We start from the raw sequence: 18,544 nt of genomic DNA on the forward strand, positions 1-18,544 counted from the left end.
TGCATGCGCTGCGCCGCCGATGGTGCCGGACACGCTGCGCTGGGCCATTGCGGGCGCGGCGGCCAAGGCCGCCGCGAGGACTAGGGTAAGGAATGGGCCGTGCTTCATTTATTCAGTTTTCGGATACGTTCGGACGGCGTGATGATGTCGGTCAGGCGGATACCGAACTTGTCGTTCACCACCACCACCTCGCCCTGGGCGATCAGGCAGCCGTTGACCAGCACGTCCATCGGCTCGCCGGCCAGGCCGTCCAGTTCCACCACCGAGCCCTGCGCCAGTTGCAGCAGGTTCTTGATGGCGATCTTGGTGCGGCCCAGTTCCACCGTCAGCTGGACCGGGATGTCGAGGATGAAGTCGATATCGTTGTGCGTCTCGGTCCGGCTCGGCGTGCTGGAAAAGTCCTTGAACACGGCCGCGCTGGCCGCCTGGGCCTGCTGCTTCTCGAGCGCCTCGGCCTCGGCCTGCGCCTGCTCGGCAATCGCCGCGCCCCATGGGTCGTCGTCGATGCTATCGTCTTGATTATCCGACATGCTTCTCTCCTGTATTGCGGTCACCGGCGGCGGTTGCGCCGGCGTTATTTGATGTTATCGGCATTGGCGAGCAATTTCTCCACCTTCAGCGCGTATTGTCCGTTCATTACCCCGTAACTGCAATCCATCACCGGCACGCCGTCGACGGTGGCCGAGATCATTTCCGGGATCGTCAGCGGGATGATGTCGCCCACGCGCATGTTGAGGATCTCGTCGAAATTGACCTTGGCCGTGCCCAGCGAGGCGACGATTTCCACCTCGGCGATCTGGATCTGCTGCGTCATCAGGCGGATCCAGCGCTTGTCCACTTCCAGCGCCTCGCCCTGCAGGCTCGAGGTCAGCGAATCGCGGATCGGCTCGATCATCGAGTACGGCATGCAGAAGTGGATCTGGCCGGACACCGAGCCCAGCTCCACCGTGAAGGTCGACGCCACCACCACCTCGTTCGGCGTGGCGATGTTGGCGAACTGCGTATTCATTTCCGAGCGGATGTATTCGAACTCGACCGGGTAGACCGGCTCCCACGACTTGGTGTAGGCCTCGAACACGATGTCCAGGATGCGCAGGATGATGCGCTGCTCGGTCTGGGTAAAGTCGCGGCCCTCGACGCGGGTGTGGAAACGGCCATCGCCGCCGAACAGGTTGTCCACCAGCAGGAACACCAGGCCCGGATCGAACACCATCAGCGCGGTGCCGCGCAGCGGCTTCATGTGCACCAGGTTGAGGTTGGTCGGCACCACCAGGTTGCGGATGAACTCGGAGTACTTGGATACCCGCACCGAGCCGACCGACACCTCGGCGCTGCGGCGCAGGAAGTTGAACAGGCCGACGCGCAGCAAACGGGCGAAACGCTCGTTGATAATCTCCAGCGTCGGCATGCGCCCGCGGACGATACGTTCCTGGGTGGCCAGGTTGTAAGTCCGGACTCCCGCGACGTCTTCCTGCGCCTGGACGTCGTCCTGGTCGCCGTTGACGCCCTTCAGCAGGGCATCGACTTCTTCCTGGGAGAGAAAATTATCAGCCATGATGTTCTAGCCTGATTACTGAATGATGAACGAAGTGAACAGCACATCTTCGATGTCCTGCGGCGCGCCGCGGTCCTCGAAGGGTTCTTTCAGCTGGGCGATGATTTCCTTGGCCAGCTGGACCTTGCCTTCCGGCGTATTGATGTCCGAGGCGTGCTTGCCCGACAACAGCAGCAACATGCGGCTGCGCACCTTGGCCATGTTGTTTTTGACATTTTCCTTCTCTTCCAGGCCGCCCACTTCCAGCGTGAACGCCAGTTGCAGGTACTGGTCGGTGCCGCTCTCGCCCGGCTGCAGGTTGACGGTGAACGGCTCGACCGGCACGTATTCCGGCGGTCCGGCCTTCTTGGCGCTCGCCTTGTGCTTGCCCTTGGCCGGCACGTCTTCCTCGGTGTCGCTTTTACCATGCAGGAAGAACCAGGCCGCACCGCCGCCGACCACGCCCAGCAACAGGACCGCAGCCACGATGATGATGATCAGTTTTTTGCTGCCGCCGCCTGCGGGGGCCTCAACTTTCTGATCGGCTTTCATTTTTGGGTTCGCTTTCAAGATAGCCCTTGCATGGTGCGGAAGTGGATCATGCCGCCATTATGTCATTATCGGTTGGGCCTGTGGGGTCAGGCGAAGGTATCGACCGCGCCGGCCGGCACGCGGCGCGCCGGCGCGGCGCTGCGCGGGGCCTCGGCCACGGCGGCATCGCGGCCGAAGCCGCCGCTGCCCGTACGGTTGCCGCCGCCGTTGCCGCCGCCCTGGGCCGAATTGGCCTGCTGGCTAAAACCGTTGTTCTGGTCCGACATGCCGGCCGAAACGGTGGCGCTGCCCAGCTGGATGCCGGCGTCGCTCATCATTTCCCGCAGTTTCGGCAATGCAGCCTCCAGCGCCTGGCGCACTTCCGGCGTCGCCGAGGTGAAGGCGGCGGTGGCCTGGTCCTTGTTCACGCTCAGCACCACCTGCAGCGGGCCGAGGTCCGGCGGATTCAGTTCCATCGTCGCGCTTTGCTCGCCGCCGGCGGCCATGAAGACGATCTTCTGGCCCAGCTGCTGGTCCCAGGCCTGGGTGCCGACGCGGCTGCTGAGCTTGTCGGCAGGGGCGGCGACGGCGGCTTTCGCCATGTCCAGCGCGGACTGCGCGGCCGGCGCGATGGTGATGGCCGGCGCGGCTTCCTTCAGCGGCGCCGCTTCGGCGTGGACGTCGATCTTGGCGGTGGCGGCCAGCTGGGCCGGATCGGCCTGCTGCTGGCGGGTCTGCGACACTTGCTGAGCCTGCTCGCCGGCCGGCGCGGCCTTGGTGACGATGCGGTTGATCGCGTCGGCGCCGGTTTTCGGCGCGGCCGCGGTGTCGGCAACGGCGACGGTGTCGCCGGCCTTGTCGTCCGCCGGGGCGGCGACAGGCTTGGCATCGGCGGTGATTTCCTTGCCGGCGGTGGCCAGCGCCGCGGCCGGCGTGGCGGCGGAGGTGGTTGCCGCGGCGTTCGCGCCGGCTGCAGCGGCGGCTTTGGCGGCCGCTGCCGCTGCCGCTGCCGCGGTGGCGGTTTGTGCGGCCGAGCCGGCTTTGGCCAGCGCGGCCTTGAAGTCGGTGGCGTCGGCCTGGGCGGCCTGCAGCGCGTCGGCATCCTGCGCGGTGACTGCCGGCGCAAGCGATCCGGACGCGGCGGCGGCTGCCGCCGCATCCGGATCGCTTGCGCCGGCGGCATCGCTGGCTGCGGCGCTGCCGGCGGCGGCCAGCGCTGCCGCTGCTGTCTCGACTGCTTCCGCAGCCAGGGCGGCGGAGCTGGCGGCGCCGGCGGTGGCCGAGGTTGTCGCGGTGGCGGCTGCGTCGGCGGTCACGGTGGCGGCCGGTGCGGCGGGCTGGTTGAATGCGGCCACCAGGGCCAGCATGTCCGCTACCGGATCGGCTTGCGCCGCGTCCTGGGCGTCGCTGGTGGCGGTGTCGCTGTCGGCCTTGGCGTCAGCGGTGGCGGTCTTGGCTGGGGCCGGAGCGGCGGCGGTGGCCGGTGCTTCGCTGCGGGCGCCCGGCTGGACGTCGTTGTTGTCGGGCGCGTCGGCCTGCTTGTTCTGCGGTGCGGCCGGTTTGGCCGGCGCGGCCTGCTTGGGCGCCGACGAGCGCGAGGCGGCCGGATGTTCCGGCGCCCTGGACGGGGCGTTGCTTGCGGCATTGGCCTGGCGCTGATCCATCTCGCGCGACAGCGCCTGCTTGAACGCATTGTCCGCGCCGCCGGCATTCAGATTCAGGTTGACCTTGGGCGCGGCGACCGCGTTGGCGTTCAGCGTCGGAATTTGGAGGTTAGGGGTTTGCATGTTCGCGCCGTGTCGGTTAGTCGATCTGTCATAAATCAGCGTTTGTAATACGCCTGCCGTGCTGCGTGTTCGTCCATCTGCTTCTGGTCGCGCTTGTTTTCCACCTTCAGCGCTTCCGCCGCCGCCCTGTCGTTCAGGGTGGAGTAGGACATGCGCTTGCGCTCGGCGGCCTGCCAGGAGGCTTTTTCCTGGTCGCCGCGGTATTCCGCGTGCCGTATCATTTCCAGCTGGCCCTTGACCGCCACGTCCAGCTTTTCCATGAAAGCCTGGAAATTGCGGTAAGCCATCGGCGTAATCCCGGCCGCCTGCGCCGCTTCGAAGCGTTTCGCGTACTCGTCGCGGTAGCCGACCAGCATCTGGTGCTTCTGTTTGGCATCGTCCACGGCCTTGAGCGCGGCGCCCAGCCGCTTGGCGGCGTCGTCGGTTTCCCGGCGCGCCAGGTCCATCAGTGTTTCAAGTTGCGCTTTGGAAGCCATGATGAATCAATTATAGGTGGCTGTTGCCGGCGTCAATCAGTCGAACAGAGAGGTAAGTTGGCCCAAGCTCTCGCCCATGGTCACCTGTTCGGAGATTTGTTGCTGGAGAAAGTTTTCTATGCGGTCATGCAATTGGATCGCCTGGTCCAGCACCGGATCGCTGCCCGGCGCATAGGCGCCGACGCTGATCAGGTCGCGGCTGCGCTCGTAACGCGAGAACAATTGTTTCAGGTAGCGCGCCTTGGTCTGGTGCTCGGGCGAGGTGATCGAATGCATGGCCCGGCTGATCGATTGTTCGATGTCGATGGCGGGGTAGTGGCCGGCTTCCGCCAGGCGGCGGTTGAGCACGATGTGGCCGTCGAGAATCGCGCGCGCCGAGTCGGCGATAGGATCCTGCTGGTCGTCGCCCTCGGTCAGCACGGTGTAGAAGGCGGTGATCGAGCCGCCGCCCATCTCGCCGTTGCCGGCGCGTTCGACCAGGATAGGCAGCTTGGCGAACACCGACGGCGGATAGCCCTTGGTGGCCGGCGGTTCGCCGATGGCCAGCGCGATCTCGCGCTGGGCCATGGCGTAGCGGGTCAGCGAATCCATGATCAGCAGCACGTTCTGGCCCTTGTCGCGGAAGTGCTCGGCGATCGCCGTGGCGTAGGCCGCGCCCTGCAGGCGCATCAGCGGCGGCGTGTCGGCCGGGGCCGCCACGACGACGGAACGGGCCAGGCCTTCCTCGCCGAGGATCTGCTCGATGAATTCCTTGACCTCGCGGCCCCGTTCGCCGATCAGGCCGACCACGATGACGTCGGCCTCGGTGTAGCGCGCCATCATGCCCAGCAGCACCGACTTGCCGACGCCGGAGCCGGCGAACAGGCCCATGCGCTGGCCGCGGCCGACGGTCAGCATGGCGTTGATCGAGCGCACGCCGACGTCCAGCGTTTCGGTGATCGGCGCGCGGCCCAGCGGATTGGCGGGGCGGGTGTTGATCGGCGCGCTGTCGCTGGCATTCAGCGGGCCCAGGTTGTCCAGCGGGCGGCCGGCGCCGTCCAGCACGCGGCCCAGCAGTTCCGCGCCGACCGGCAGGTGGCGCGCGCGGTCGCTGGGGCGGCGGCGCGGATGGTTGACGGTGCCGGGGCGGGGGATCGCCGGCTCGACCGGGAACACGCGGGTGCCCGGCACCACGCCCTCGACGTCGCTTTGCGGCATCAGGAACAGCTTGTCGCCCTCGAAGCCGACCACTTCGGCCTCGATCTTGCCGCCGGACGGCAGCGGCACGGTGCAGGCGGCGCCGACGGCCAAGCGCAGGCCGACCGCCTCCATCACCAGCCCGGCCACGCGCGTGACGCGGCCCGACACCTGCATCGGCTCGACAAAGCCGACCAGCGCGGTGCAGTCGTTCAGATAGGATTTCCAGCGGCCCGCGTGCAGGGCGGTGGTGGGGGCGGCAGGGACGGTAGGGGCGGCGGCGTCCATGTCAGGCCAGCCAGTCCACTTCTTTGCCCAGCGCGTGGCTCAGGCGCTGCCAGCGGCCGGCGGCGGTGGCGTCGATCTGGTTGCTGGCGGTATCGACCTTGCAGCCGCCGCGGCCCACGTGCGGATCCTCGACCACGCGCCAGCCGCCCTTGTCCAGCTCCTCGCCGATGCCGGCGCGCACCACGGCGGCGTCGTCCGGGTGCAGCACCAGCAGCGCCGGCTGCTGCAGCACCGGCAGGTATTCGATGGCGTCGCGCACGATGGGCAGGATCAGCTCGGGCTTGACCTGCAGCGCGTTCTTCAGCATGCCCTTGGCCAGCTGCAGCGCCAGTTCCAGCACGTCGTTGGCGATCAGCTGGTCGGCGTCGTGCAGCGCGTTGTTGAAGTTGGCGGCGATGGCGCGCACGTGCTCCAGTTCCTCGGCCGAGGCGATCTTGCCGGCCGCCATGGCGTCGGCGTGGCCGGCCGCATGGCCCTCGTCGTAGCCGTCCTTGCGCGCCTCCTCGCGGATCGCTTCCAGTTCCTCGACGGTGGGGTAGTCCAGCGGCGGCGGCAGCGGCGGGCCCATCTCGACCAGTTCCTGCTGCTCCTGTATCACTTCCAGCACGCGCTGCTCGGCGGCGATGCGCGCGTTTTCCGCGTCGATCTCGCGCTGCTCGGCTTCGCGCAGGGCGAGCACGCTGGGACGCTCGTCGCCAAACGAGGTCATCTCCCAGCGCTGGAACGCCGACTGCTGTTCTTTCGGTAGCATGGACATTAGACGAACGAATCCTCACCTTTGCCGCCAAGCACGATCTGGCCTTCGTCGGCCAGGCGGCGCACGATCTGCAGAATCTGCTTCTGCTGGGTTTCCACTTCGGACAGGCGCACCGGTCCTTTCGATTCCAGGTCTTCGCGCATCATTTCCGATGCACGGGCGGACATGTTCTTGAAGATCTTGTCGCGCAGTTCCTGCGACGCGCCCTTCAGGGCGATGATCAGCATTTCCGACTGCACTTCGCGCAGCAGCAGCTGGATGCCGCGGTCGTCGATATCGATCAGGTTGTCGAACACGAACATCTCGTCCATGATCTTCTGCGCCATGTCGTTGTCGTAGTTCTTGATGTTGTCCATCACCGAACCTTCTTGCTCGCCGCTCATGAAGTTGAGGATCTCGGCGGCCGCGCGGACGCCGCCCAGCGACGATTTCTTGATGTTTTCATTGCCCGACAGCAGCTTGGTCAGCACGTCGTTCAGTTCGCGCAGCGCGGCCGGCTGCACGCCGTCCAGGGTGGCGATGCGCAGCACCACGTCGTTGCGCAGGCGGTCGGTGAAGTGGCCGAGGATTTCGCAGGCCTGGTCGCGCTCCAGGTGGACCAGGATGGTGGCGATGATCTGCGGGTGTTCGTTGCGGATCAGCTCGGCCACGGATTGCGAATCCATCCACTTCAGCGATTCGATGCCGGAGGCGTCCTTGCCGCCCAGGATGCGCGACAGCAGCACCGAGGCCTTGTCGTCGCCCAGCGCCTTGGTCAGCACCTGGCGGATGTACTCGTCCGAATCGAGGCCGACGGTGGAGGCGGCCGCCACCATGTCGCGGAAATTGTCCAGGGTGCCGACCACTTCCTCGTGGGGCACGTTCTTCATGGTCGCCATCGCCGCGCCCAGCTTGAGCACCTCGCGCGGGCCGAGGAATTTCATCACCTCGGCGGCCTCGCTCTCGCCCATGGCCAGCATCAGGATCGCGGCTTTTTGCAGTCCGGTATTCTCAGTCATTTGCGCCTATCCATTCTTTAATGACGTTGGCAACGATGCGTGGATCCTCGGTTGCCAGTTTCTTGGCCATGGCCAGGTTTTCGCGGTAGCCGCGCGCGGTGTTTTCTTCCATCTTGCGCAGCTCTTCCTCGGCGATGAGGGCCTCGTCCGGACCTTCCTCGACGACTTCCTCCGGCTCTTCCGGTTCCGGCTCCGGCGCGTTGATCTCGTCGATCTTCTTGAACACCGGACGCATCATCGGACGCACGATGCGCAGCACGATGTACAGCAGGATCAGCGCGGTGATCAGGAACTTCGCCAGGTCCTTGGCCATCGGCAGGTTGGCCGGGTCGCGCCACCAGTCCAGCGGCGCCTCGTAGGGCTTGTCGACGCCGTCGAACGGCGAGTTGGCCACGCTGACGGCGTCGCCGCGGTCCTGGTTGTAGCCCATGGCCTGCTTGACCAGGTCGTTGATCTTGACCATCTCTTCAGGAGTATAGGCCTTAATGGTGACCTTGCCATCCTTGCCGACGATGCGCTTGTAGTTGACCACCACGGCCACGGTCAGGCGGCGCAGGCCGCCCATGCCGCGCTGCTCGTAGCGCACGGTCTTGTCGACTTCGTAATTGGTGGTCGATTCCTTGTGCGTCGGGCCGGCGGCGGTGGTGCTGGTGGCGGCGCCCGGCGGCGTGCCCGGAGCGGGCGCGGTGCCGGTGGGCGAGCCGGCGGTCTGGGTCAGCGGCGCGGTGGCGGTGCCGGGCGGCTGGTTCGACAGCGCGCCGGGGATGCCGCCCGGATTGTTGCTGCCGTTGTTGCCGTTGGTTTCGCTGCTCTGCTGGCTGCGGATGGCCGACGCGGCCGGCGGCGAGTTCGGCTTGTAGGTTTCGGCGGCCTGCTCGATCTGGGCGAAATCGACGTCGGCGGTGGCCTCGGCGCGCACATTGCCTTCGCCGACGATGGGGATGATGATCGATTCGACCTGCTTGATGACCTGCAGCTGCATGTCCTTGACATACTTGAGCTGGGTCTCGTCCATGTTCTTGGCGTTCAGGCCGGCGTTGCCGTTCTTGTTCTGGTCGGAGATCAAGTTGCCGGCCTGGTCGACCACGGTGACGTTGGCCGGCAGCAGTTCCGGCACGCTGGAGGCGACCAGGTGCACGATGGCGGCGGTCTGGGCCGGGTCGAGCATGCGGTTGGGGTGCAAGGTCAGCAGCACGGAGGCGGTCGGCTTCTGCTGGTCGCGCACGAACACGGACGGCTTGGGCAGCGCCAGGTGGACGCGGGCGTTCTCGACGGCGGCGAGCGACTGGATCGAGCGCGCCAGTTCGCCTTCCAGCGCGCGCTGATAGTTGACCTGTTCGAGGAACTGGGACACGCCCAGCTTCTGGTTTTCCATCAGCTCGAAGCCGACGTTGCCGCCCTTCGGCAAGCCTTGCGCGGCCAGTTTCAGGCGGATGTCATGGACCTGGTCGGTCGGCACCAGGATGGCCGTGCCGTTGTCGGAGAACTTGTGCTTGACGTTGAGCTTGTCCAGCTCGGCCGTGATGGCGCCGCCGTCGCGGTCGGTGAAATTGGAGAACAGCACGCCGTACTCGGGCGGCTTGTTCCACAGCCACAATCCCAGCAGGATGGCGACCACGGCCGCCGCGCCGGCCGCGCGCAGGAAGTTGCGGCCCATCGGCGTCTGGATAAAGGGCAGCTTTTCCGCACCGTCATCTTCGGCGGCGTCGGCTGCTGTGTCGTTGTCGATTTGTTCGGCTACGGCCATGATGGTTGGTTTCCGGGTACGAGGTTAGCTGGAGAATGAGCCATTATTGCCTGTTGCGGGGCGATTCAATGCGCGGAACAGAGCGCCGTTTACCGTCCTGCTCGGTCATGTGGCCTTGCTTTCCGCTTGGTATTCTGGCAGCACTGATAGAGCCGTGCCGTATTGTAACGCCGTGCTCAGCCATGTCGTGGAATTTGTTCCATGACAGCAACAAGACGGGAGTAAGCGATGAAGACAGGTGGTATAGACGGCAGCCAGATCCAGGCCATGATCGCCCAGCTGAAGGCGCACGCCACGCGTCCGGGACTGACGCCGCCGGTGATCAAGACCGAACCGGCGCCGGCCGCCAAGGTCGAGTTTTCCGATGCGTTGAAGAATGCGCTGGACGGCGTCAACGCCAGCCAGGTGCAGGCCGACGACATGGGCAAGAAGTTCGCGATGGGGGACGACAGCGTCAGCCTGTCGGACACGATGATCGCGATGCAGAAGGCCAGCATCAACTTCCAGGCCACGATCCAGGTGCGCAACAAGCTGGTTTCAGCCTACCACGACATCATGAACATGCAGGTTTAGCTGAGGCCGGCGATGCGGGCGTTGCGTTCGCGTTCCAGCTTGGTGATGTAGCGCTGCACGCTGGCCAGGTTGCCGCGCGAGATGTTGACGAACTCGCAACCCAGGCGGCGGTTGCTCTTGTTGTTCAGCAGCGTCAGGTCCAGCGAGTTGCGGATCTGCAGCGCGGTCGCCACCTGGCCGATTTCCGGCAGGTCGATGCGGCAGTCCAGGTAATTCCTGCCGATCGCGTCACCCAGGATCAGCTTGTTGTCGAGGATGGCGATGCCGCCGCAGCTGATGTCGGCCAGCGGGAAGGTGGTGGGGCCGCCCAGGTCCTCCGGCAGCGGGATCACCACCCGCACCGGATTGGTCACCGGCGTGGCGATGCGGTAGTACTCGCGCCGCTGCAGCCGGATCAGCGTGGCCGGCACGGCGATCTTGAACGCCGGATTGCCTTCATAGGTGGTCGACTCGATATGCTCGGTGGCGAACAGGATGCGCACCTTGTCCAGCGTGGTCTCGAACGACAGGCGGCGCGACGCCAGGATGCGCTTGTTCTGCTCGGTGTCGATCGAGCAATCCAGGTAGACCGTGTTGTGCGCTTCGTCGACGTCGAGGATGGAGGTGACGCAGACGTCAGACTCGCCCTTGATCAGCATGCGGATCAACTGGTTTTTTTCGCCGATACCCCGCAGCAAGGAGAGGATCTCCTTCCGTGATTCGACTTCGAAATCGTGCCAGTTTTCCAATTCCGCATCCTGAAAGTGTGGGTACATCTAAGCCTGTCGAGTCAAATTTCGATAAGAGGGATGCCGGTGTCCGGTGGCGCGGGAAGCGGCAGGCCGGACTTTTGCGCTGATTCAATATGATATAGCCAGGCCAATAGTTCCGCAATCGTCCTATAGAGCGTAGGCGGAATTTGTTGATCTAAATCTACATCCATGAGCAGAGATACAAGTTCCTTGGACTCGTGGATGAACACGCCGGCCTCCAGCGCGACGCTGATGATCTGCTCGGCCACCAGGCCGCGGCCCTTGGCCACGACCTTGGGCGCCGGCTCCCCGCTCTGGTAGGCCAGGGCCACCGCCTGCTGCAGCGGCCGGCGCGGCGTGTCATCCGTCATCGCGCTCTCCCTGGGCGATGGTCAGCGAGGACAGCGGCGCGCCGGCCGCCTCCATCGCCTGCTCCAGCCGGCTGGCGTAGGCGCGCAGCGTGTCGGCGGTGTCGCCGCTGTCGGCCTGCACCTGGATGTGCACCTGGCCGCCGACCAGCGTGACCGCCGCCGACACCGAGCCCAGCATCGGGAAGCGGAACTTCACGCCGCTGCGCCAGATCTGCTCGGGCTCGCCGTCGGCGCCACCCTTGCCGTCGTCCTTGCGGCCGTCGCGCTGCTCGCGGCGGATTTCCCACTGCATCGGCTGGCCCGGCCAGGCCTGGCCGTTCCATTGCACGCGGCCTTGTTCCTGGGTGTGCAGCTGCTGGTTGATCAACTGGGCGGACGTCAGGTCCGGACCGCTGGCGGCGGCGCGGGCGGCGCTTTCGCCGCTTTGCAGCATGCGCTGCATTTGCGGCTCGCGCATCAGGTCCGGCAGCGTGCGCTCGCCCTTGACCCATTCGGTGACATGGGACTCGTAGAACAGGCCGCTTTGGGAGATGGTGTCGTGCAGCTTTTGCGCCAGCTGCTCGGTCGACGGCGCGGCGTTGCCGAACAGCGCAGTCTTGCCGATCAGGGCCAGCGGCGCGGCGAGGCTGTTTTGGGCGGTGCTCAGCACGCTGGTCAGCACCCGGGCGGTGTTGCTCAGCGTCGCTTGCGGCGTATTGGGGTCGAGGTCGGGCAGTTCGTTGGCCGGCGTCAACGGGGCCTTGCCGAGCAGCGTCGCAGCCAGGCTTTGCGGCTTGACGGCGTCGGCCGGAATGGCGGAGCCGGCGGTGCCTGCGGCTGGTGCGGCAGCGGCGGCGCCCGCCGGGCCGGCTGCGTTCGCTGCGCCGGCGGCCGTGCCTGCCGTCGGGGTGGCCGCAGCGGCTGCGGCACCTGCGGGAGCAGCCGGCCGGCCGGCTGCGCCCGTCACGGCGCCATCAGCGGAATCTGCTTCGGCGGCGACAGCGCCGGCGGCGGCATCAGCGGCAGGGCCGGCAGTCCCGGCCGCGTCGCCGGCCTTGCCAGTTGCGGCCGGCTGGCCTGCGGCAGCCGCAGCCGTGCCACCGGCAGGCGCCTGCGGTGCCGCTGCGGTACCGCCGGTAGCGGCTGGCGTCGTGCCGGGCTTGGGCTGGCCCGGCAAGGCTTCGGCGTCAGCCGCCGTGCCTGCGGCACCCGCCGCGCCCTCTGCTGGAGCGCCGCTGGCGCCAGCGGCACCTGGCTGGCCTGGCGTGGCGCCGGCCGGACGGCCGCCGTTCGGCAGCGCCGGCGGCGCATCCTGGGAAGGGAGGGTGGGCGAGTACAGGCCGTCGGCGCCATCGGCGCCGGCGTTTTCGCTGTAGACCAGGGTCGACGAGCCGCCCGGACTGCCGTTGCCGATCTGGAAAGTCGGACGCGGCTGGGCGCTGAGCACCGTCATCGGCACTTCGGCGCCCACTTGGGCGCCCGGCGGCAGCATCATGCGCACCGCGCTGTCGGCCACCTTGACCAGGAAACTGCCGTCACTGAATTTGGACAGCACTTCAGCCGTCACCGACTGGCCGACCAGTCCCTGCAGCGCGCGCTGGAATTCCGCCTGGCGGCCGTCGCCGACCGCCGCGGGTGCGCCGACGCCGGCAGCCGGGGTCAGCGGCGTAACGGCGACGTCGAGGCGCGGCAGCATGGCGCGCGTCCGCTTTAGACGCTGCCGTAGGCGTTAATCACCCGCCGTTCAGTGCCGGTGGCGTTGATCAGTTTGGACAGCTGGGCCATCCACGGCATCGTCAGGTCGCGGATCTGGCGGTCGGCGTTGAGCATCTGGCGAATCAGCTCGATCTTGCGTTCGCGGTCCGCGCCCTGCATCGGCTGTTGCGGTTCCTGTTCGCGCAGCGCCTGCACGTGGGCGGCGCAGCGCTGCTCGAGCAGCACCAGCAGGTCCCAGTCGCTGCGTGTGGCGGCCTGCACCATCTGCCCGGTCAGGTCGGCCATCGCGGCGTACACGGAAAGGATATCTTGACTCGTCATCATGGATCAGGCGCTCGCGAGATTGGTGGGGTGGGCGCCGGTGACGGCAGGGGTGTCGGCGATCGCATTCCAGGCGTCGCGCAACTCGGTCAGCAGGCGCTGCACTTCTTCCAGGATCGCCGGGTCGTTGTTCATATTGGCCGTCAGCAGGCGCGCGCTCATGTATTCGTACAGCGCGTCGAGCCCCTCGGCGATCTCGCCGCCGGCTTTCTTGTCGAGCGCGGCGCGCAGGCCGCTGTCGATGATCATGATGGCCTTGGAGATCGATTTTCCTTTTTCGCCGATATTACCGCTGCGCATGCCCTGCAGCGCCGTGCCGAGCGCCACCAGCGCGCCGTCGAACAGCATGACGATCAGCTTGTGAGGACTGGCGGCGACCACGCCGGTTTCCATGCCTACCTTGGCATAGGCATGTACGCCAGTTTGTCGGGATCCGAACATACTCTGTCTCCTGTTAATGCGTCGGCGGCTATTGCTTGGCAAGCGCCGCGAACTGTTGCGTCAAGAATGACGCGGTGGTATTCATGCTGGCGATCGAGGTGTCGAGCGCCGTGTATTGCGCGCGGTAGCGCGCTTCGATATCGACCAGGCGGGCGCTGAAGGCGTCCTTTTGCTTGCTGATATCCTTGACCGAATTGTTGAGGCCGGTGGTGCGACCGGTGATCGCGCCCTTGGCGCCCAGGTAGCCGGCCGCCAGCGTGTTGAGCTGGTAGGCGTAGCCCTGCGAGAAGCCGAAACTGCCGCGCGAACCGATGGTGTCGCCGGTGATGGTGAGCTTGAGGCCGTCGACCGGCGCGCCCGGCGAACCGGTCAGCGTCTGGCCGTCGCCGGTGGCGGTGTAGCCGCCGATGGTGCCGGCCACGTCGAGCCCGTCGACCGAGGTGCCGGTGCCGAACGCGGCGGAAATATCGGTGCCGGTGGCGTTGGCGACATGGATGTTGGACTTGGAGCCGTAGCCGGTCGAGTTCAGCTTCAGTTTGCCGTCATCGCCTATCGTCGCCGAGACGGTGGCGCCGGCGGTGGAAAACGCGCTGACGCCGTTGATCGACGACTGCAGCAAGGTGGCCAGCTGGCTCGGGTTGTAGCTGCCGGCCGGCAGCGAAATGGTCGCCGTGTTCGCCAGCGTGGCCGGCGTGGTGTCGTTCAGCGTGACGGTCCAGGTGGTGTCGGCGTCGATCACGGTTTCCGCCGGCAGCACGGCCGTGCCCTGCAAGGTGCCCTGGGTGGCCAGCTGGGTGATGTTGATGCCGTAGTCGCCGGCCTTGGTGTTGGTGCCGGAGCTGGCGAACTTGACGTCCGGGTCGGTGCCGCGGCCGACCGCCGCGAACAGGCCGGCGATGTCGTTGAAGTTGCTGTTGATCGACTTCTGCAGCTTGGCGTTGTCCAGCGTCAAGGTGCCGTCCTTCTGGAAGGAAATGCCGATCTGCGACAGGTTGGTCAGGCTGGTGCCCTGCAGGCCGGTGATCTGCGTCGACAGCTGGCGGCGGATCGACGCCTGCAGGTTGCGCAAGGTGGTGTCGCCCAGCAGCGGGCCGCCGGTCTTGGTGTCCGGATCGTAGGCGCCCAGCGAGGTGATCTGCGCGTTGAGGTCGTTGTAGGCCTTGACGAAGCCGTTGACCGAGGTGGTCAGCGAGCCGCTGTCCTTGGTCACCGACAGCGACGAGCTGCCGACCTTGAGCGCGCTGATGCTGACGCCGGCGATGGCGCCGGTGATGCTGGTGCTGGAACTGGTGACGGCGATGCCGTTGACGGTGGCCAGCGTGTCGGCCGCCGATGCCTTCTGGCTCAGGTTCTGCACGCCGCCCGGATCGTAGCCCAGCAGCGAGACCAGGTCCGGGTCCGGCGGATTGCCGCCCGAGCCGGCCAGCGTGATCTTCATCGTCGAGCTGACGCCGGTGGCGGTCGAGGTCAGGATCAGGTGGTTGGGCGTGGCGGTGGCGCCGGTCGAGCCGTCCGAGACGATGCTGGCGGTGACGCCGAAATTGCCCTTGTTGATCGCCTCGAGGATGCCTTGCAGCGTGTTGTTCGAGCTGTCGATGACGATGTTGCCGCTGGTGCGGGACGAATCGGCGGCGAAGCTGGCGCCCAGGTAGGCGCCGCCGACGCCGGCCGTCAGCCCGGCGCCGGCCGGATTGGTGCCGCCGACGGTGATCGGGCTGCCGTCGGCCGACACCAGCGAGATGGAGCCGACCGCCGTGTCGCTGGAGCCGATGTTGGCGCTGCCGCTGTTGCCGATGCCGCCGGTGACGCTGCCGCCGACCGCTTCGGCGATGGCAATGTTGCTGCCGTCGGCATTGGTAAATTGCAGGTCGCCACCGGCGGCGGTGCCGCTGACGGTGATGTTGGCGTCGGCCAGCGCGCGCGCGACGGCGGTGTTGCCGGTCAGCGCGGCGTCGATCGAGGCCGCCGTCACGCCGGCGCCGGCGGCCGTGCCGGCCGGCTGGGCGGCGATCTCGACGCCGCCGACCGACAGCGAGTAGCTGCCGCCGCCGGTGGTGTCCACATTGCCGAAGCTGGCCGCGCCGGCGCCGCCGAACAGGGTGGCGCTGGTGACGGTGGGCGCGGCCTTGGCCGAGACGCCGGTGGTGGTGCTCTTGGCGTTGATGGCGTCGGCCAGCAGGCGGGCGCTGCGGGTGGTGCCGTCGGTGGCGATCACGGTGTTGTTGATGCTCAGCGAGCCCGGCGTCAGGCCGCCGCTCGACAGGCTGTGGCCCGCGGCGGTGCCGTTCAGGGCGGCGCCGGCGAGGCCGAAGCTGCCGCCGCTCACGGTGCCCAGCGAGAAGTTAATCGTGGTCTTGGCGCCCAGGCCGATGGCCGACGTGGTGCTCTTGTAGCCGCCCGAGGCCAGCGTTTGCGCCTGCGCGATCTGGTTGATGTTGACGCGGTAGTTGCCCGGTTGCGCGGTGCTGGAGGCGGTGGCCGTCATCACGGTCGAATCGCTGGGCGTGCTCACCAGCGACTGGAAACTGGAGATCGAGGTCAGGCTCGCGAGCGAGCCCTGGAAGGCGCCGAGCGCGCTCGACAGATTGCCGAAGGCGGACACCTGGGCCAGGTAGCTGGCCGACTTTTTGTCGAAATCGGCCAGCGGCGCGGACTCGACCGCCATCAGCTTGCTGACGATGGTGTTGACGTCGATGCCAGAGCCGATGCCTGGTGAAGAGATGCCCACGGTGCGCTCCTAAGTAAAGCAATAATATAAGACAATATCGGCAGAATCAAACCGGACTTGAGAAGGGGAAATACCTGCCAGTTCAGGTAAAGCTGAAACATCAGCTAAAAAAGCAGCTGAAAAGACGGGCGGTGGCGGCTGTCGTGGCGGACGCCGGAGGGATGGTCGGCGGCGGCAGGCGCGCAGGACCGGTCAGCTGGCTCCCGGAATCAGGATGCCATGGATGAGAGAAAAGCGGCGCGCGTCTGCGCAGCCGCTTCAGGCCGTTTGCTGGATCAGCAAGCCGGTGCCGGATTTCGATTCCAGCGATTTGGCGATCTCCAGCGCCTCGGGCGTCGGGATCTGGCGCAGCACTTCCTTGGTGGTCTGGTCGATGACCTTGACCACGGTGCGCTTGCTGTCGTTATCGATCGAAAACTCCAATCCCTGCGACTTGGCCTGCGCCGACTTGTTCAGCTGCGACACGGCGTGGCTGACCTGGTCCAGGCTGGGCACGGCGGCCGGCGCCTTGACGGCGGCGACGGTGTCGAGCGCGGTGGCCGGCACGCGCACTGCGCCCTGCGCCACGCCGGCGTCGGGAGTGCGATCTGCTGCGGGGCGCGGCTGACTGGCCGAGCCGATGGTATCGATAGTCATGATGCTTCCTTTGTGAAAAATCCCCGGTTGAATAAATCAACCGGGGAACCTAGTCAGAGCGACCTTACCGCGTCAACCCTGCCCCGGATTTTAGCCACGCAGCAGGGACAACACGCCGTTCGGCAGCGAGTTGGCCTGGGCCAGGATGGCGGTACCAGCTTGTTGCAGGATCTGGCCGCGGGTCAGGCTGGCCGTTTCCGCCGCGAAGTCGGTATCTTGAATCCGGCTGCGCGAAGCGGACAAGTTCTCCGTCGTCGTATTCAGGTTCGAGATGGTCGAGGCGAAACGGTTCTGGATCGCACCCAGCGCAGCGCGGTTGCTGTTGATCTGGTTCAGTGCCGAGTCGATGGTCTTCAGCGCCTTGTTCGAGCCGTCGATGGTGCTGACGTCGATCTTGGCGACCGATTGCAGGTCCGAACCGGTCGGGTTGGCGACGATGTCGGTGGTGGTCGACGAGATCGTGAAGCCGCTGTCCGACGAGAAGTCCAGGTGGCCGCCGACGGCGGCCGAGGCCGCGCCGATGACTGCCGCCGCGCCTTCAACCGCCGCGACCGAGCCGTTGGCTGGCTTGTCGGCGCCGCGGATCGACGCGGTGCCCAGCTGGTCGTCGAGCGCGGTCGAGTTGGTGTTGGTGATCTGGATATCTGCGCCGGACGAGTTCGACAGCTGGATTTCCTTGTTGTGGGTGGTGGCGTTGACCTTGATTGAGGCGCTGATGCCGGTGGTGCCGACTTGCGCGTTGATCGCCTGGGCCACGGCCGACAGGTCGCCGCCCTTGATCTTGGCCGAAATCGTCACGGCGGTCGAGTTGGCGTCCGCTTCGATCGAGTTGTCGCCGCGCAGCTGGAACTGCAGCGAGCCGTCGGCGAAGCCGGTGGCGTTGCTGCTGAACAGCGTGGCGGTGGTGCTGGCGGTGGCGGTCACGCCGGAGCTGCTGCTCAGGGCGTTGACGTTGGCGGCGATCTTCTTGGCGCTGTCGCCCACTTTGACGTCGACGCTGGTGGTGGTGCCGGCGCCCGAGGTCAGGCTCAGGGTCTGCGCCTGTACCAGGTTGGCGGCGGTGGCGGTGGCGGCGCCAGCGCTGCTGGCCACGTCGCCGTACTGGGCGGCCAAGGTGTTGTTGCCGATGTCGGTCGCCTTGGCCGACTGGATGCCGACGTTAATGGTCTGGTTGGCGTTGGCGCCGACCTGGAATTGCGACGCGGTCAGCGAGCCGTCCAGCACGTTCTGGCCGTTGAACTGGGTGGTGTTGGCGACGCGGTTCAATTCCTGCGACAGGGCCGAAACCTCGCCCTGGATCGATTTACGGTCGGAATCGGAGTTGGTGCCGTTGGCGGACTGGACTGCCAGTTCGCGGATACGCTGCAGCAGGTCGCCGGCGGTGCTCAAGCCACCCTCGGCCGTTTGCGCCAGCGAGATACCGTCGTTGGCGTTACGTGCTGCCGTGGTATTGCCGCGAATTTGCGACGTGAAGCGCTCCGAAATGGCCAGACCGGCGGCATCGTCTTTGGCGCTGTTGATGCGCAGGCCCGAAGACAGGCGTTGCAGCGAGGTCGACAGGTTGGCTTGCGAGGTGTTCAGGTTGCGTTGCGAATTCAGCGATGCAATATTGGTATTGATGACTTGTGCCATGATGTTTCTCCAGGATACTTCGAGTTGGGCAGTGTGCTCATTTCACTTTGGTCTGTCTCCACGCTCCGAGACAATCAAACCGCTGTTGAAGCTGGTAACGGTTGCCCAGTGGGAAAATTAAG

18 protein-coding genes are annotated in these 18,544 nt (G+C 66.3%); 1 reads left to right on the forward strand and 17 read right to left on the reverse strand.

The features are described 5' to 3' along the window. Nucleotides 1–104: 104 nt before the first annotated feature. The 9 genes from fliN to fliF all read right to left on the reverse strand — a co-directional run bounded on the left by fliN (nucleotide 105) and on the right by fliF (nucleotide 9,294). Nucleotides 105–530, reverse strand: coding sequence for a flagellar motor switch protein FliN (gene fliN, locus ABWW33_RS31865; protein ID WP_176654192.1), 426 nt, complete (start codon nucleotides 528–530; stop codon nucleotides 105–107). A 44-nt stretch (nucleotides 531–574) separates the two neighbouring features. Beyond that, nucleotides 575–1,555, reverse strand: coding sequence for a flagellar motor switch protein FliM (fliM, locus tag ABWW33_RS31870; protein WP_176654193.1), 981 nt, complete (start codon nucleotides 1,553–1,555; stop codon nucleotides 575–577). A 15-nt stretch (nucleotides 1,556–1,570) separates the two neighbouring features. Further along, nucleotides 1,571–2,086, reverse strand: a complete 516-nt coding sequence (gene fliL / locus ABWW33_RS31875) for a flagellar basal body-associated protein FliL (protein WP_176654194.1) — start codon at nucleotides 2,084–2,086, stop codon at nucleotides 1,571–1,573. Nucleotides 2,087–2,172: 86 nt separating this feature from the next. Beyond that, complete coding sequence (locus tag ABWW33_RS31880; RefSeq protein ID WP_353405423.1) at nucleotides 2,173–3,852, reverse strand: flagellar hook-length control protein FliK; 1,680 nt, start codon at nucleotides 3,850–3,852, stop codon at nucleotides 2,173–2,175. A gap of 35 nt (nucleotides 3,853–3,887) precedes the next feature. Continuing rightward, complete coding sequence (gene fliJ, locus ABWW33_RS31885; protein WP_176654196.1) at nucleotides 3,888–4,328, reverse strand: flagellar export protein FliJ; 441 nt, start codon at nucleotides 4,326–4,328, stop codon at nucleotides 3,888–3,890. Between the two features lie 36 nt (nucleotides 4,329–4,364). Further along, nucleotides 4,365–5,792, reverse strand: coding sequence for a flagellar protein export ATPase FliI (fliI, locus tag ABWW33_RS31890; protein ID WP_353405425.1), 1,428 nt, complete (start codon nucleotides 5,790–5,792; stop codon nucleotides 4,365–4,367). Nucleotide 5,793: 1 nt separating this feature from the next. After that, nucleotides 5,794–6,549: a flagellar assembly protein FliH gene (locus ABWW33_RS31895; RefSeq protein ID WP_353405426.1), complete on the reverse strand. Its 756-nt coding sequence runs from the start codon at nucleotides 6,547–6,549 to the stop codon at nucleotides 5,794–5,796. Next, complete coding sequence (gene fliG, locus ABWW33_RS31900) at nucleotides 6,549–7,547, reverse strand: flagellar motor switch protein FliG (protein WP_008451337.1); 999 nt, start codon at nucleotides 7,545–7,547, stop codon at nucleotides 6,549–6,551. The genes ABWW33_RS31895 and fliG overlap by 1 nt, the downstream gene beginning before the upstream one ends. Further along, nucleotides 7,540–9,294 (reverse strand): flagellar basal-body MS-ring/collar protein FliF, encoded by a 1,755-nt coding sequence (fliF, locus tag ABWW33_RS31905; protein WP_353405428.1) that lies wholly within the window; start codon nucleotides 9,292–9,294, stop codon nucleotides 7,540–7,542. Before fliF ends, fliG begins: the two co-directional genes overlap by 8 nt. A 228-nt stretch (nucleotides 9,295–9,522) precedes the next feature. Here fliF and fliE point away from each other — a divergent pair, with 228 nt between their 5' ends. Continuing rightward, the gene (gene fliE, locus ABWW33_RS31910; RefSeq protein WP_176654200.1) at nucleotides 9,523–9,867 is read left to right on the forward strand and encodes a flagellar hook-basal body complex protein FliE; all 345 of its coding nucleotides are present in this window, start codon (nucleotides 9,523–9,525) and stop codon (nucleotides 9,865–9,867) included. Here fliE and ABWW33_RS31915 read toward each other — a convergent pair. The 8 genes from ABWW33_RS31915 to ABWW33_RS31950 all read right to left on the reverse strand — a co-directional run bounded on the left by ABWW33_RS31915 (nucleotide 9,864) and on the right by ABWW33_RS31950 (nucleotide 18,422). Further along, entirely contained in the window at nucleotides 9,864–10,622 is a 759-nt protein-coding gene (locus ABWW33_RS31915) for a flagellar brake protein (RefSeq protein WP_353405429.1), read from the reverse strand. The two genes, fliE and ABWW33_RS31915, sit on opposite strands and share 4 nt — an antisense overlap. A 14-nt stretch (nucleotides 10,623–10,636) precedes the next feature. Continuing rightward, nucleotides 10,637–10,969 carry an EscU/YscU/HrcU family type III secretion system export apparatus switch protein gene (locus ABWW33_RS31920; protein WP_176654202.1) on the reverse strand — a complete coding sequence of 111 codons (333 nt, stop codon included), beginning with the start codon at nucleotides 10,967–10,969 and terminating at the stop codon, nucleotides 10,637–10,639. Continuing rightward, nucleotides 10,959–12,644 (reverse strand): flagellar hook-length control protein FliK, encoded by a 1,686-nt coding sequence (fliK, locus tag ABWW33_RS31925; protein ID WP_353405430.1) that lies wholly within the window; start codon nucleotides 12,642–12,644, stop codon nucleotides 10,959–10,961. The genes ABWW33_RS31920 and fliK overlap by 11 nt, the downstream gene beginning before the upstream one ends. 14 nt (nucleotides 12,645–12,658) lie before the next feature. Next, nucleotides 12,659–12,988 (reverse strand): flagellar protein FliT, encoded by a 330-nt coding sequence (locus ABWW33_RS31930; protein WP_176654204.1) that lies wholly within the window; start codon nucleotides 12,986–12,988, stop codon nucleotides 12,659–12,661. Nucleotides 12,989–12,991: 3 nt separating this feature from the next. Further along, complete coding sequence (gene fliS, locus ABWW33_RS31935; RefSeq protein WP_176654205.1) at nucleotides 12,992–13,426, reverse strand: flagellar export chaperone FliS; 435 nt, start codon at nucleotides 13,424–13,426, stop codon at nucleotides 12,992–12,994. A gap of 28 nt (nucleotides 13,427–13,454) precedes the next feature. After that, complete coding sequence (fliD, locus tag ABWW33_RS31940; RefSeq protein ID WP_353405433.1) at nucleotides 13,455–16,154, reverse strand: flagellar filament capping protein FliD; 2,700 nt, start codon at nucleotides 16,152–16,154, stop codon at nucleotides 13,455–13,457. 258 nt (nucleotides 16,155–16,412) lie between these two features. After that, complete coding sequence (locus ABWW33_RS31945; RefSeq protein ID WP_353405435.1) at nucleotides 16,413–16,790, reverse strand: flagellar protein FlaG; 378 nt, start codon at nucleotides 16,788–16,790, stop codon at nucleotides 16,413–16,415. A 90-nt stretch (nucleotides 16,791–16,880) separates the two neighbouring features. After that, nucleotides 16,881–18,422, reverse strand: coding sequence for a flagellin N-terminal helical domain-containing protein (locus ABWW33_RS31950; RefSeq protein WP_176654208.1), 1,542 nt, complete (start codon nucleotides 18,420–18,422; stop codon nucleotides 16,881–16,883). Nucleotides 18,423–18,544 lie beyond the last annotated feature (122 nt).

Origin of the sequence: Duganella hordei, from assembly GCF_040369125.1 — a bacterium.
Taxonomy (GTDB): Bacteria; Pseudomonadota; Gammaproteobacteria; order Burkholderiales; family Burkholderiaceae_D; genus Rugamonas; species Rugamonas hordei.

Excerpts from the sequence above, each read along its gene's own strand:
- ABWW33_RS31930 (WP_176654204.1), bottom strand. The coding sequence starts at position 12,988 with ATGATGACGAGTCAAGATATCCTTTCCGTGTACGCCGCGATGGCCGAC.
- ABWW33_RS31945 (WP_353405435.1), bottom strand. The coding sequence starts at position 16,790 with ATGACTATCGATACCATCGGCTCGGCCAGTCAGCCGCGCCCCGCAGCA.
- ABWW33_RS31920 (WP_176654202.1), bottom strand. The coding sequence starts at position 10,969 with ATGACGGATGACACGCCGCGCCGGCCGCTGCAGCAGGCGGTGGCCCTG.
- ABWW33_RS31950 (WP_176654208.1), bottom strand. The coding sequence starts at position 18,422 with ATGGCACAAGTCATCAATACCAATATTGCATCGCTGAATTCGCAACGC.
- fliJ (WP_176654196.1), bottom strand. The coding sequence starts at position 4,328 with ATGGCTTCCAAAGCGCAACTTGAAACACTGATGGACCTGGCGCGCCGG.
- fliS (WP_176654205.1), bottom strand. The coding sequence starts at position 13,426 with ATGTTCGGATCCCGACAAACTGGCGTACATGCCTATGCCAAGGTAGGC.
- fliF (WP_353405428.1), bottom strand. The coding sequence starts at position 9,294 with ATGGCCGTAGCCGAACAAATCGACAACGACACAGCAGCCGACGCCGCC.
- fliG (WP_008451337.1), bottom strand. The coding sequence starts at position 7,547 with ATGACTGAGAATACCGGACTGCAAAAAGCCGCGATCCTGATGCTGGCC.
- fliL (WP_176654194.1), bottom strand. The coding sequence starts at position 2,086 with ATGAAAGCCGATCAGAAAGTTGAGGCCCCCGCAGGCGGCGGCAGCAAA.
- fliN (WP_176654192.1), bottom strand. The coding sequence starts at position 530 with ATGTCGGATAATCAAGACGATAGCATCGACGACGACCCATGGGGCGCG.
- fliK (WP_353405430.1), bottom strand. The coding sequence starts at position 12,644 with ATGCTGCCGCGCCTCGACGTCGCCGTTACGCCGCTGACCCCGGCTGCC.
- ABWW33_RS31895 (WP_353405426.1), bottom strand. The coding sequence starts at position 6,549 with ATGTCCATGCTACCGAAAGAACAGCAGTCGGCGTTCCAGCGCTGGGAG.
- fliI (WP_353405425.1), bottom strand. The coding sequence starts at position 5,792 with ATGGACGCCGCCGCCCCTACCGTCCCTGCCGCCCCCACCACCGCCCTG.
- ABWW33_RS31915 (WP_353405429.1), bottom strand. The coding sequence starts at position 10,622 with ATGTACCCACACTTTCAGGATGCGGAATTGGAAAACTGGCACGATTTC.
- fliE (WP_176654200.1), top strand. The coding sequence starts at position 9,523 with ATGAAGACAGGTGGTATAGACGGCAGCCAGATCCAGGCCATGATCGCC.
- ABWW33_RS31880 (WP_353405423.1), bottom strand. The coding sequence starts at position 3,852 with ATGCAAACCCCTAACCTCCAAATTCCGACGCTGAACGCCAACGCGGTC.
- fliM (WP_176654193.1), bottom strand. The coding sequence starts at position 1,555 with ATGGCTGATAATTTTCTCTCCCAGGAAGAAGTCGATGCCCTGCTGAAG.